Annotated in this window: 14 protein-coding genes and 1 riboswitch; of the genes, 9 read left to right on the forward strand and 5 right to left on the reverse strand. The window is 45.3% G+C overall.

The annotated features are described in order from the left end of the window. Positions 1-43: 43 nt before the first annotated feature. Positions 44-478 carry an anti-sigma B factor RsbW gene (rsbW, locus tag ACBP55_RS02345; RefSeq protein ID WP_464649473.1) on the forward strand — a complete coding sequence of 145 codons (435 nt, stop codon included), beginning with the start codon at positions 44-46 and terminating at the stop codon, positions 476-478. A gap of 477 nt (positions 479-955) precedes the next feature. On the opposite strand, the gene ACBP55_RS02350 is transcribed toward rsbW (ACBP55_RS02345), so the two are convergent. Further along, positions 956-1414 carry a Dps family protein gene (locus ACBP55_RS02350; protein ID WP_464649475.1) on the reverse strand — a complete coding sequence of 153 codons (459 nt, stop codon included), beginning with the start codon at positions 1412-1414 and terminating at the stop codon, positions 956-958. Between the two features lie 156 nt (positions 1415-1570). On the opposite strand from ACBP55_RS02350, the gene ACBP55_RS02355 reads away from it, so the two are divergent. The 7 genes from ACBP55_RS02355 (at position 1571) to ACBP55_RS02385 (ending at position 8201) form a co-directional block, all read left to right on the forward strand. Continuing rightward, positions 1571-2026, forward strand: a complete 456-nt coding sequence (locus tag ACBP55_RS02355; RefSeq protein WP_464649477.1) for a DUF948 domain-containing protein — start codon at positions 1571-1573, stop codon at positions 2024-2026. 14 nt (positions 2027-2040) lie between these two features. Further along, positions 2041-2412: an STAS domain-containing protein gene (locus ACBP55_RS02360; protein ID WP_464649479.1), complete on the forward strand. Its 372-nt coding sequence runs from the start codon at positions 2041-2043 to the stop codon at positions 2410-2412. Then, positions 2409-2867 carry an anti-sigma B factor RsbW gene (gene rsbW / locus ACBP55_RS02365; protein WP_464649481.1) on the forward strand — a complete coding sequence of 153 codons (459 nt, stop codon included), beginning with the start codon at positions 2409-2411 and terminating at the stop codon, positions 2865-2867. The genes ACBP55_RS02360 and rsbW (ACBP55_RS02365) overlap by 4 nt, the downstream gene beginning before the upstream one ends. Further along, positions 2864-3631: a sigma-70 family RNA polymerase sigma factor gene (locus ACBP55_RS02370; protein WP_464649483.1), complete on the forward strand. Its 768-nt coding sequence runs from the start codon at positions 2864-2866 to the stop codon at positions 3629-3631. The genes rsbW (ACBP55_RS02365) and ACBP55_RS02370 overlap by 4 nt, the downstream gene beginning before the upstream one ends. A gap of 12 nt (positions 3632-3643) precedes the next feature. Continuing rightward, complete coding sequence (locus ACBP55_RS02375) at positions 3644-4453, forward strand: PPK2 family polyphosphate kinase (protein ID WP_464649485.1); 810 nt, start codon at positions 3644-3646, stop codon at positions 4451-4453. A 104-nt stretch (positions 4454-4557) separates the two neighbouring features. Further along, positions 4558-7341, forward strand: a complete 2784-nt coding sequence (locus tag ACBP55_RS02380; protein WP_464649487.1) for a CHASE3 domain-containing protein — start codon at positions 4558-4560, stop codon at positions 7339-7341. Continuing rightward, complete coding sequence (locus ACBP55_RS02385; protein WP_464653210.1) at positions 7311-8201, forward strand: CheR family methyltransferase; 891 nt, start codon at positions 7311-7313, stop codon at positions 8199-8201. Before ACBP55_RS02380 ends, ACBP55_RS02385 begins: the two co-directional genes overlap by 31 nt. A gap of 780 nt (positions 8202-8981) precedes the next feature. Here the strand turns inward: ACBP55_RS02385 and ACBP55_RS02390 are convergent. Then, positions 8982-9182 (reverse strand): cold-shock protein, encoded by a 201-nt coding sequence (locus ACBP55_RS02390; RefSeq protein WP_082562262.1) that lies wholly within the window; start codon positions 9180-9182, stop codon positions 8982-8984. A gap of 65 nt (positions 9183-9247) precedes the next feature. Further along, positions 9248-9448, reverse strand: coding sequence for a cold-shock protein (locus ACBP55_RS02395; protein ID WP_029196201.1), 201 nt, complete (start codon positions 9446-9448; stop codon positions 9248-9250). Positions 9449-9675: 227 nt separating this feature from the next. Then, a riboswitch (purine riboswitch) is annotated at positions 9676-9772 on the forward strand. Positions 9773-9832: 60 nt separating this feature from the next. Here ACBP55_RS02395 and ACBP55_RS02400 point away from each other — a divergent pair. Beyond that, positions 9833-11188 carry an 8-oxoguanine deaminase gene (locus tag ACBP55_RS02400; RefSeq protein ID WP_464649489.1) on the forward strand — a complete coding sequence of 452 codons (1356 nt, stop codon included), beginning with the start codon at positions 9833-9835 and terminating at the stop codon, positions 11186-11188. 64 nt (positions 11189-11252) lie between these two features. Here the strand turns inward: ACBP55_RS02400 and ACBP55_RS02405 are convergent, their stop codons facing one another. Further along, entirely contained in the window at positions 11253-12854 is a 1602-nt protein-coding gene (locus ACBP55_RS02405) for a copper amine oxidase N-terminal domain-containing protein (RefSeq protein ID WP_464649491.1), read from the reverse strand. Positions 12855-13031: 177 nt separating this feature from the next. Next, complete coding sequence (locus ACBP55_RS02410) at positions 13032-13409, reverse strand: LSm family protein (RefSeq protein WP_464649493.1); 378 nt, start codon at positions 13407-13409, stop codon at positions 13032-13034. Between the last annotated feature and the right edge of the window lie 97 nt (positions 13410-13506).

The following is a 13506-nucleotide window of genomic DNA, read 5'->3' on the forward strand; positions in this document are numbered from 1 at the left end:
CGGGGATCTCAGGATTCCTGAATGAAGGGATCGAAGGAAGCGCATGAATGTCATTCGTTTACAAATACCCGCAGCTGCGGAATACTTGGATATCGTAAGACTCAGTCTCTACGGAGTTGCTACCAAGTTAGGTTTCTCTTATGAAGATATCGAGGATATGAAGGTAGCGGTGTCGGAGGCTTGCAACAATGCTGTACTTCACGGGGAACCGCAGAGTGGCAGCGGGCAAATCGAAATTAGCTATGAGCCCGGGGACGACAGATTGACTGTGAAAGTGAAAGATGATGGCACGGGCTTTAATTACCAAGAACGTCAAGAGCATACGGTCCCTTTGACCGGGGCTTCACCTAGCGAACTGCAGTCTGGAGGCCTTGGCATTTATCTCATGCAGGCGCTGATGGATGAGGTTATCGTGAACACAGACAGGGGAACCGAGGTCACGCTCGTAAAATATGTCCAAAACAAAACCACGAATTGACGGGGAAACCGTCGATCCGTGGTTTTTTTTGGATTAGGGGGTAAGCGAAGCTTGCCCCTGTTTAGGTTGGTTAGCAGGGAAATTGCTAAGCCAAGTGAGATTGTGGATGCATCTATAATCTCCTAGTAAGAGACTATATTCTCATGGATTTTCATTTTTCTCTTTTTGGGAAGATGAACCATTAGAAAGGCAAGTTGTTGTACAACGTACAACAATTTCCTTGATTTCTTCTTAAAAAGCTCAGGATGTTGTATTGTATACAACAATTTAGCCCATTTGTAGGCTATTTAGCTACTTTTGGCTGGAATTGTTGTAGTTTTTGCAACAATCGCGTGGAAAACGCGGAATAGTGTGCTTATTGTTGTACAAAGTACAACATGTGCTCGGATTAGCTGGCCTTTACGCAGCATAACTCATTTGCATCAACCGTTATATCTCGCTCGACCAAGGACAGCCGAAGCCGTAGTTTTTTACAAACTATTTGCCCAGGTACGCATCCAGCATCCAGCTGTGCTTCTCAAGCGATGAGCGAATCCCGATGAGCAGGTCGGCTGTCGGTTGATCTTTTTGCTCTTCAGCAAGCTCAATTCCCTCTGTCAGCTCCGAGCAAATGCGGGTGAAGTCACTGACCAGCTGCTTTACCATTTGCTCAGCCGTCTCCTCATTTTTAGCTTCCTTAATGGACGCTATGGCCAAATGTTCCTGCAAGGTTGCTGTCGGAATGGTTCGAAGAGATAGCATTCTCTCTGCGATGACGTCTAGATGCAGGGCAACCTCTGTATACAATTCTTCGAATTTGATATGTAAGGTAAAGAAATTCTCGCCTTTCACATACCAATGATAGTTATGCAGCTTCATATAAAGAACCGAAAAGTTAGCGACCTGCTTGTCCAGAATCTCTGTAATCGGACTTGCTTTCGTTGCAGCTTTGACCATCGTAAAATCCCTCCACTTATTAAGTATAGTTGTGAATACGTATAAGTACCCTGCCCTATTCCTTTTGAATCAAAAATGAAATTTTCTGTATAGATTGTTTCAGATGCCAAGAACGGGGGTAAACAATAAGTAATTAAGCAGATAGGGGTGATTGAAATGTTGGTACAAATAAGTGCGATCATTGCAGCCGTTGCGTTTGTGTTCCTTGTCTTCTATTTGATTCAAACTTTGAAATCACTGAAAAATTCATTAGATGAGATCACATTAACGATGGGTCAAATGAAGAATGAAGTCACACAGATTAGTTCGGAAGTACAGGACGTTATTCTCAATACCAATGAGATGGCTATAGATGTGCGCGGGAAGCTGTCCAAGCTTAACCATCTGTTCAGCTCGGTTCATGATGTAGGACAAGTGATTCACGAGTTAACATCGTCGGTGAAACAATCAGCCACGAGCCTAATCTCAGCAGTTAAACAGACGAATCTAACCCAACATAAGCAGCCGCTTAGTACGAAATGGAAGACGATTTTGCAAGGAGCTGCCATCTCGTATGAAATGTTGCAAAAAATGAAAGCCAAAAAATCACCGCAAGCCGGTGTTATGAAATAGAGAGGGGTCATCTTGTGAACGCTATACGTAAATTTACTGTCTACAAACAATCGAATGGGAAAGAAAATATTATATACTTAAGCGGAGAGCTCGATTTATCGGCTGCATCGGAGCTGGCTACTGTGCTGGACTCGGTCGTTCAAAAAGGAAATGAGATTCTAACGTTGGATTTAAAAGAGCTGCGTTATATTGACAGTACCGGAATTGGTATGATTGTCTCCGTGCTTAAAGTGCGAGCTGCGATGAAGGCAGCCTTTCGTATACATCACATCCCTGCCAAAATTCAGCGATTATTCGAGCTAACTGGCATTGCCCGCTATTTGGTAGATCGTGAAGACCAAAGTCAAAACCAAGGTGGTACAGAAAGGAAAGAAGAAATCCTATGAGCCCATACATTGGCCTTACGATACCGGCAAAGGCGGAATATCTAGATATTGTTCGACTCACTTTATATGGCGTTGCCACCAAAGCGGGCTTTTCCTTCGAAGATATTGAAGACATGAAAGTTGCTGTGGCAGAAGCTTGCAACAATGCGATACTGCATGCTTACTCTCATAACCAGTCAGGAACCGTGGAGGTTCAATTTGAGCACAGTAGCGGTTTTTTAAGAATTTCTGTGAAGGATGAGGGCAACAGCTTTAGTTACGTACAAACAGATGTCGAAGCAGCTACCATGCACCATAAATCCATTAGTGAAGCGACAGTGGGGGGACTAGGTCTGTTCCTTATGCAAGCTTTAATGGATGATGTTCAAGTACTGACGCATAGCGGTAAGGGAACCGAGGTTATTCTGACGAAGCAACTTGCAGGCCAGCTGAGTAGAAAAGAGGAAATGGTATGAATGCGAATGCATCATCCTCGAAACCGTTATATGAAATGTATTCGAAAATGAAGATTTATAAGGAAACCGCATGTCAAGAGACGGCTACGGCGCTCCTGCTGCACTATGAACCCATTGTTCGTATGGCGGTAGGCAAGATGTCGCGAAGCCGTCCTGATTTATATGAGGATTTATTTCAAGTCGGACAGATGTCGATGCTGCGACTTTTTGTACAGTATGACAGCTCCATGGAGATTCCGTTTGAAGCCTATGCAATGAAAAGCTTAATTGGCCACCTGAAAAATTATTTGCGTGACAAGTCCTGGTACATACAGGTTCCAAGACGAATTAAGGAGAAAGGCTCGCTCGTCCAGCGTGCCCTGGATGAACTGACTGTGAAGTTGGAGCGTTCGCCGAGTATCGATGAGATTGCGGCTTTTTTAGAGCTGAGTTCGGAAGAAACGATTGAGATTCTGGCTGGCCGCGATTATTATAATTATACATCGCTGGATACTCCGCTCACGAGCGATGGGGATAGTGCGACGATTGGCGATATTATCGCTGGTCCATCGGATGACTATCAAACCCTCGAGAGACGCATGGATCTGGAAGAGGCGATGACTTGTTTGAAAGAGGAAGAACGTACGGTTATTGGTCTTATTTATCATGAAGGACAATCGCAACGGCACATTGCTGACCAATTAGGGATTTCTCAGATGAGTGTATCCCGGATTCAGAAGCGGGCGATTGATAAGCTGAAGATTATCTTAAACCAGAGCACATAAGGAGGCAACTCGATGCCGGGCAACCATTTTCAATTGGAATACGGGAAGAAAGTACGCTTAGAAAACATTGATCCTAATGAAACCGGAGCCCTTCACGACCGGGAAGAAGCCGAACCGGATATAGAGCGTCTAATTGAACGATTAGAATCCTTGCAAAATATCCTGTACGCCGAGAAGAAGCAGTCTGTTCTTTTTGTGATTCAGGGCATGGATTGCAGCGGCAAAGACGGCGTCGTGAAGCGCGCGCTCGGAGGATTGCATCCACAGGGCTTTCAAGTAAGCAGCTTCAAAGCGCCTACCGAAGAGGAAGCCGCTCATGATTTTCTATGGCGAGCTCATAAAGTGGTGCCTGCGAAAGGAATGATAGGGGCTTTCATTCGGTCTTATTATGAGGATGTACTAATAACCCGAGTACACAACTGGATTAGCGATTCAGAAGCGAAGAAGCGATTCAAGCACATTAACCGATTCGAGAAATTGCTTGAGAGCAGCGGTGTGAAAATCGTTAAGATTTTCCTTCATATCTCCAAAGATTTCCAACTTGACAAGCTGCGGAATCGGCTAACGGATCCAACGAAACGTTGGAAATTCGACAAGAATGATCTCATCGAGAGAGAGTCCTGGGACGAATACCAGAAGGCTTATGAAGATGTGTTCAAGCAGTGCAGCTCGGCTTCTGCTCCGTGGTATGTCGTGCCTGCTAATCATCGGTGGTACCGAGATTGGGCTGTTTTGCAAATTGCTGTAGAAGCATTGGAGAGCATGAATTTAGCTTATCCAGAATCCGATCCCGAGCTCGATCAGCTGCTTGACCAATTATAGAAGCAAGCTCACACTATCTCTCTAGCGCTCTTAATGTGGTATAGTGAGAATAGTAGAATGTTAGTTAACATAACATTCTCTACGAACTGTACTAGGAGGCAAACATGTTTAAATCTATTCCTATCAACATAAAGACGAAAATCACGTTAGGATATGTCTGTATTATTCTATGTTTAGGGGCTGCCCTCTTAGTTGTAAGTGATCGAATAACCTCTCTTCAGAAAGAAGTTGACTATATATCCACGCATGATATTGAAGTGCGAGATCTCCTTAACGCTATACAGAAAAACATGATTGATATGGAAACGGGGATGCGTGGCTACGTCATTACAGGGGACGAACAGTACCTGGATCCTTATGAGGCCGGCAGCCGAGCGTGGCTCGATAATTATAATCAGCTTCAACTTTTAATAAGTGATAATCCTGCACAACAGAAAAGCTTGGAGCAGATCAAGCCTACGATTCAGAACTGGATCAAGAATGCTGGCGATAACGTTGTTAAGTGGAAAAAAGAAAACAATACAGCAGCCATTAATGATTTTTTTAAACAAAATTCAGGTAGAAAATTGATGGATCAGCTGCGCACGCAGTTTGATTCCTTTCTTAGGGTTGAACAGCAGTTAACGGCTGCAAGAGTCGATCAATTAGCAAAAAGCAACTATAATCTTAGAGTTGTTCTTTTTAGCGTTTTGGGCATTACTTCGATTTTTGCTGTTTTGGTGGCTGTATTTTTGTCGAATTCGATTACTAGCACGATCAATCGTGTCATAAAGACAATACGAGATATTACAGCTGCTGAAGGGAATCTAGATGCAAGAATTGAAGTGAAAACCAATGACGAAATAAGAGTTCTGGCGGAAGCAACGAATGATTTGCTGGCAAGCCTAGACAAGCAGAACTGGATTCAAACCAATATAACCGAAGTTTCAACCCTGTATCAAGGGATTAGCGATATCACAGAATTGAGTGAAACCTTTGTGAATAAGCTAGCTCCTATGCTGGATGCCGTCTATGGTGTTGTATACCTCCGTAATCATGTTGGGGGCGAGACTCGGTATGTGAAAGTAGCAGGGTATGCGGCATCGGGGGTGGATCCCTCATCTGCCAGCTTTCAAATAGGGGAAGGCTTAGTGGGGCAATGTGCTGTAGATAAGCGGATTTTCCTGATGGATAATCTTCCGGAGAACCATGTTAGAGTCACGTCAGGTTTAGGCGTTTCCGCGCCTCGAAGCTTATTGGTTGCTCCAATTATGGTGGAAGGCAAAGCAGAGGCAGTTATTGAGTTAGCTTCCCTTCAACCCTTCCAATCGAAGCATCTTACGTTGGTCGATTCGCTGCAAGAGAAATTCGGATCGGCGATTACAAGTGTTCGTAGCCGAATGGAAGTAGAGCGTCTGCTTTCGGAGTCGCAGATGTTGACGGAAGAACTGCAGGCACAATCGGAAGAACTGCAGACACAGTCCGAAGAACTCCAGATGCAGCAAGAACAGCTGCGGATGACGAATGAGTTCCTAGAGGAACAGAACCATTTCGCGGAGCAGAAAGCGTTAGAGTTGAAGAAAGCGAAGGATGAGCTGGAAGAGTTCTCCCTTAAGCTTCAGACGAGTTCGCGGTATAAATCCGATTTTCTGGCGAACATGTCCCATGAGCTGCGAACACCGCTCAATAGCATTATGATTTTGTCGCAAATGCTTGCGGAAAATAACGGTGACATGCAAATGTCGGAGGTTGTGGATTATTCACGTGTCGTTTATGCAGCAGGCAATGATCTGCTTGCGCTGATTGACGATATTCTTGATTTATCCAAAGTAGAAGCGGGTAAAATAGAAATTATGACGGACGAGGTCAACGTGACCGAAATTCCGCAATTGATGAAGCTAATGTTTGCACCCGTAGCGGATAAGAAGGGGCTGGATTTCGAGGTCATTTTGGAACCGAATGTGCCCAATGTGATTTTGACGGATGGCCAACGCATGCAGCAAATCGTGAAGAATCTGTTATCTAATGCTTTTAAATTTACCGAGCAAGGCTCTGTAACCATGAAAATTGCGCTCGCTGACCCTTCTCGTATCCAAGAGCTGCTTCATAGAGATCCGGAAGAAACCGTACTGGCCATTTCGATTACAGATACCGGAATAGGTATCCCGATCGATAAGCAGCAGGTTATTTTCGAAGCGTTCCAGCAGGTGGATGGTACAACGAATCGTCAATACGGCGGAACAGGACTTGGTTTATCGATATGCCGCGAATTTACGCGTTTGCTCGGTGGATCCATTGTCGTGAAAAGTGAGCTTCTTAAGGGCAGCACGTTCACCCTCTATGTGCCTAATGCACATGAATCGGAGCCGGAGGTCCAGGAGAACGATCATCCGCGGTGGGAAATTGCAGCAGCTAGCGAGGAATTGAAACTTGATACCACGGCAACCTTTTCGACGGAACCTAGTATTTTGATGGCGGAGCAGCCAATGGCTGAGCCTATAAGCTCAGATTCCCAATTGTTTCACGGTAAAAGGGTGCTTCTCGTAGACGATGATGCGCGCAACGTTTTCGCGCTTGTCACGGCACTTGAGACGAAGGGAGTTGCTGTGGAGATAGCTGATCACGGCAAGCATGCCCTGGAACTTTTATCCGTAGATTCCGACTACGACCTTGTGTTAATGGACATTATGATGCCGGTTATGGGGGGCTATGATGCGATGAAAGCGATTCGCGGTCAGCTGCAGCTGCACGATTTACCCATCATTGCGCTAACGGCGAAAGCTATGAAGAGTGAGAAAGAGAAATGTCTGGAGTCCGGCGCTTCCGACTATATCACCAAGCCGCTGAATATGGATCAACTATTCTCGCTTATGCGGGTATGGTTGACGAAGCAGGTGAAGAAACATTGATTCACCAGTCCTTAGATCATTACTCCGAATTAGAAGAACTGCCCTACGATGAGCTGCAAAATATTGAGATTAATCTGCTCTTGGAAGGCTTATATCAGATGTATGGGTTCGATTTCCGCCATTATGTGCGTTCATCCTTACGCAGGCGCATTCTCAATCGCATGAAAGCCGAGAAACTGCCATCCATCACAGCGCTGCTAGAAAAAGTCCTGCATAAACCCGGCTTCGTGGAACAATTACTGAACGACATGTCCATCCGAGTGACAGAAATGTTTAGAGATCCAAGCTTTTTCAGCGCTTTTCGCAATCAGGTCGTTCCCGAGCTTAGGAAGTATCCGGAGATTCGGATTTGGCATGCAGGCTGCGCTACCGGCGAAGAAGTGTACGCGATGGCGATCCTGATGCAGGAAGAAGGCTTGGCTGAGAGAACGAAGATTTATGCGACGGATATGAATGAAAAAGCGATTGAGAGCGCGCAAAGGGGCGCTTTCCCTCTGAAGCAGATGCAAGTCTATACGAAGAACTACTTGGAGTCCGGCGGGACCAAAGCCTTCTCCGAGTACTATACAACAGACCATCAATATGCTTATTTTCAGCCGCTGATGAAAGAAAATCTGATGTTTGCGCAGCACAATCTCGTAACGGACGGCTCCTTTAATGAATTCCATGTCATCCTGTGCCGCAATGTCATGATCTATTTCGATACGAAGCTGCAGCAGCAAGTCCACAGCCTATTTCATGGCAGTTTAATTCCAGGTGGATATCTAGGCTTAGGTAAAAAAGAATCCATCCTTTTCGTGCCCGAAGGCGTGCAATACGATGACTTCGTGCCGCAGGAACGCATTTATCGTAAGAGATGATTTGGCTGGACACTCTCCGTTGGAGAGTGTTTTTTGTTTGAGTAGGGGAGGAGGCGGAGCTTACTCTATGTCGTAGATACCTTATTTTGCTCGAAACCGTGTATTCCATGGTTTCGCGGAACGAGGATCCGCTATTTCACGCTTCAGAGGTGTAAAAACATCAAAATCACCAAAATAGCGCCCCCACGTTCCGCATATGGTCCAATATCGACGTATTAGCCGAAATAGAGGCTCCTCGTTCCCCAAGAGCCTGAGGTCAGCGGCTTAGTACCGAAATTTTAGTTGTTCATATATATTTGAACAAAATTATATCTATTTACCTGCCCTCGCACTCTACTTTTTATTACAACCTCCAATCGAAGCACGTCCCATGGCCTATACAGGGAATCGGGATCGATCCACCTCAATGCAGTGTCCTGCTATCTATATCCTCAACCCAATCCACAATGCTGATTATGGGTATAAAGTTGAGAAAATAGTGGGAGCAAGGAGGGCGGGCTGGGTAAAAGGAGGTTACCTATCAAAGGGGGTTAGAGCGTAGTATAGGTGAGCAACAAAGGAATGAGGGGACTCCTTCCTTCAAGGAGTCTCTTTTCTGTGTAGATAAGAAAGTATAAGTTTTATACTTTTGCTTCGCATCTGCCTTGACAAACGCGCTCGTCCCTGAAGGACGACGGAGTCGTTTATCCTTGCCTAAGCAGCAGCAAAAATAAAAACCCTAAACGCCTCCATTCGGAGACGCTAGGGTTTCTCATGAAATCAATGGCTACCTTCTTGCATTCATCGCCTGCTGCTTGTGTTCGATAAGGTTGGGAGCATCTTCAAATCCTTGACCATGGATGAATTGCAAATTGGACATGCAGGACTATCAGCGAATGAAAAATTATCTCTCATCCAGCATGAGCACTGTTCGGTGCTGCAGGTCCAGATGCTGGTTTGCTCCTCGGGGACAGGTTCCAACGATTTCTTTGAAAAGTACAATCGAACTCCTCCTTGTCATAGTAGACTCAGACTCGCAAGCAGTTAAAGCAATATGTGGTGAAGGACTACAGCTTGACTACATTTTCAGCTTGCGGTCCGCGGTTACCTTGAACAACTTCAAACTGTACGCTTTGGCCTTCATCCAAGCTCTTGAAGCCTTCCCCAGTAATAGCGCTGAAGTGAACGAAGACATCTTTGCCGCCTTCCATTTCAATGAAACCAAAACCTTTTTCTGCATTGAACCATTTAACCGTGCCTGTTTCCATGTATACAAAAACCTCCAACAATAATTTGTGCCTGCGCTCCTGTTTCCGAAGACCACGTAGATCCCGATAGCTTGTTAACGCAGCTTTGATAATATATCCATTTATAGGGGAGCTTATTCCATTTTTACTAAAAATTCATTTATCGAAAAATTTATCACAAGGTCGTTACTTCGATAAATATTGACGTACCGCCATTCTCTGCTCTATACTGGGGCTAATTGTAAGCCGCAAGAAACAACTTTATAGTTCGTATAACCTCGATAATTCGGTTCGGGGGCTCTACTGGGAACCTAAATCCTAACTACGAACACAATATATGCCCATATATTGTGTTTGTTGTTAGGATTTTTTTGGTTTCCTCATTTACGTTGAGGAGGAAGATGGATGGGTTCATTGTTGATTCGTGGTGCAAAAGCAATTGTAACGGTAGATGCGGAGGACCGTGTGCTGGAACAGGCGAATATCCTGATTGAAGACAATCGGATCGTGAAGATGGGGAAGGACTTGTATGAGGCAGACCAGGTGATTGATGCGTCACAGATGTTCGTGTATCCCGGTCTCATTAACGTGCATCATCATTTGTATCAAACGTTCACGCGCAATTTGCCGCAGGTGCAGAAGCTGGAGTTATTCGACTGGCTGCGTTATCTCTACGAAATTTGGAAAGGGATTACGCCGGACGTCGTGTACCATAGCTCGCTTACAGGGATCGCTGATCTGATGAAGAATGGCTGTACGACGGTTTTCGACCATCATTATGTGTTTCCTCAGCAAAATAGTACCCATTTTATAGATAAACAGTTCGAAGCCGCGGAGCGCCTTGGTATCCGATTCGTTGCTTCGAGAGGATCCATGACGCTAGGCAAGGATCAGGGAGGGCTGCCTCCCATGAGCGTTGTTCAGGACATAGAGACGATTCTAGCCGATAGTGAGAGGCTAATTGATCTCTACCACGATGCCAGCGCGGGCTCGATGCGGCAGGTAGTGCTCGCTCCGTGCTCTCCGTTCAGCGTATCCGCGGATATCATGCTTGAATCGGCGAAGCTTGCCAGGTCGAAGGGTGTGCGACTGCACACGCATCTAGCTGAGACGAAGAACGAGGAAGCCTACACGCTCGAACGTTTTGGCATGAGGCCCTTGGCCTACATGGAAAGTCTGGGCTGGCTAGGTCCCGATGTGTGGTATGCGCATGGGATACATTTTAACGATGACGAAATGAAGCTGCTTGCACATACTCGAACAGGAATCGCACATTGCCCGATTTCGAACATGAAGCTTTCTTCCGGCATAGCCAGGGTTCCCGAAATGCTTGCGATGGGGATTCCCGTAGGCTTAGCCGTTGATGGGAGCGCCTCAAACGATGGCTCGAACCTGCTGGAGGAACTCCGAGTCTCGTATCTCTTGCACAGGCTTCAGTCAAGCAGCCAAGCTCCGACTGGTTATGATCTCTTGAAGGTAGCAACCAGAGGCGGCGCAGAAATATTAGGAAGAAGCGACATTGGGTCGCTTGAGATTGGTAAGACAGCAGACTTGTTCATGGTGCGTGTGGATCAAATTGATGCTGTGGGGACTCTGACTGATCCAAAGTCATGGTTAGGTACGGTAGGACTCAAACGTCCGGTTGATTATACAATTGTGAATGGGAAGGTAGTCGTCGAGAACGGCAGATTAGTTGAAGCTGATGAGGAGAAATTAGCTAGAGAATGTCAGGATTCGTTCGAAAGATTCATTCAGCAATGAGAAAAGCTCGCTCCACACCGGTATATAGACCGAATGAGGGCGAGCTTTTGGCATGAGTAGGTTATTATCTAGTAATGTTTACACTACCTGTTTTATTATCAAAACCAACCTTGCAGCCAAGCTGCTCGGCAATAAAACGAAGCGGAACAAAAGTGGAGCCATGCTTCAGAATCGGAGCGCTGTCCAATTGAATAGGAGATCCGTTAACGCTCGCTGTTTTACTGTTAAGGGTCAGAATAATCGTCTTGTCGTTAAGTTCGTCTTTCACTGTGATCTGCTTTGAATCTGCATGCCATTTCACTTGCGCGCCAAGCCTCTCCGAAAGGAATCGAACCGGCACCATGGACACTTGATCCTCGTTGATAAAAGGATGGGAAGAATCGAACTTATAGTCGTCATCGCTGCCCTGACTCATCAGCAAGTGAATGTCTTTTTTGGCTATTTTTAAATCATCTTTCAGAAAGGAATAGAACGTAGAGTCCTTGTTGAAATATTTTAGAAAGGTATCATTGTTGGTTGATATCTTGCTTAGGTCCGATACCCCGCCAGAGGTATCAATTACACTAGCTGTAACAGGCTTATTGATATTCCATATTTCACTAGTGTAAGTAAATTTAAGCGCACTGATTCCAGCACTAATCTCTGTGATAGGGAGTGTAAGCTCAGCATTTACTTTGCGAATCTGTTTATCGGTATCGATGAAGAAGTCTGTCTTAAGTGCGGTTTTATCACTCAGTAAGGCCTTCGCTTGGGAGTCGGATACGGAAGAAAGTGTCTTCTGCATGTTCTTATCCCAATCGTCGAGAGCTTTCCGAAGGAATTGCTGAATAGTTGTGTAAACAAACTCAACAGCTAACGTCTTATTATCCAGGTAAGCCATCATAAGGTCTGGCAATTCAGAACTTGACCCGCCTTTAGAAGGGGAAGCTTTCATCTGTTCTTTAATAACAGGCACCAATACATCATAGAGCTGACCAATCAATTCCTTCATTCCCTTTTCATCCGCGAGGATGTTGGTTAGGAATGTTTTCAGAAGGCCTACGAGCTCATTGCCTTTAATCTCTATGTGGGCCTTTTGCATGGAAAGAGTTTCACTATTCACAGGCTCGGACACGGAAGAGACAGAGAAATGTTCCGGATTAGGAGCATTGGTTAAGAAGAATTTGAGCAATACAGGCCATAATTCTTCTGCTTTTTTGAATAACTGCTGCTGTATATCGGAAGATAGCGATGCAGAAGATGAGCCAGCCAAGCCAGCATTTGCAGCCATCAGATCAAAGAAAAGCGGTTTCTTAGCACCTTCGATCTGTATAGTGAGTTTGGTCCCATTTACGCCCAGCTGGAAGGGGATAGATCCCTTGCTGTAAACAGTAAGTGCACCGTCTACAGAGATGTGCTGCTTATCTTGCATTTTGACGCTCTTCAGCTCTACATTCACATGATGTAAGACGTCAATCAACCGTTTCTCGTCAGCAGACAAGCCATCGGTGTTGCCTGTGATGATGTCCATCTGAAGTGAGCCTTTGGATTCGGCAGATTGAATGGAGGCACTATTTTGAATAGCTTGTCCCAAATCTAGCCCTTGAACAGCCTGACACCCCGTTAATGCCAATAGCATAATAACTAATGCAGTGGAAATCCACCAAGTCAATTTCTTTCTTTGCATCTACAAATCTACTCCTTAGATATAATAGCTAGTAAAAAATAGCAGTGATAGATTATACGCAGAAAAAGAGGGAAAGATGCGCTTGGATTAGAAAAATTTTACAATGTCTTCACGTACACCTAATAGAAAAGCTCGCTTCTCAGAGGTTTTGTCGACCTGATGAGAACGAGCTTTGTCTTAGGCAAGTAGTACGATAACCAATAGTTCGAAGAGGACAAGCGTCAAGATCTGGTTGAATTGAGCTGGCGTATAGATGGGTCTATGCTGACCATGTGGATGCCCATGTGGACTCACTTGAAGGTAAGCATGGTGTCCATCCACGTTAACCAAAACACCTTCATACGTATGTCCTTCTAACGTTGTGACACGAATAGTGCGGCCGATATGAGGGTGGAGTGCACCTAAGATCATATCTCTTTTCTGCCTTAGCATGTGCTGCCAATTTGGATCTGTCTGGAAAAGAACATGAGGCCCGTGATGACCAGGATTTACGGGATGTACAGGATGAGCAGGATGAGCAGGATGAGCAGGATGTTGCGATGGATTCGTATACATACGGTTTCGCTCCTTTTTCGTGCGGCTGCGCGTAGCAGCAGGCTATTTGCCTGGGTTCACTACTAGACTATTCAGCCGCCCAAAAAAGGTGTATCGC

It is taken from the genome of Paenibacillus sp. WG02 (assembly GCF_055396115.1).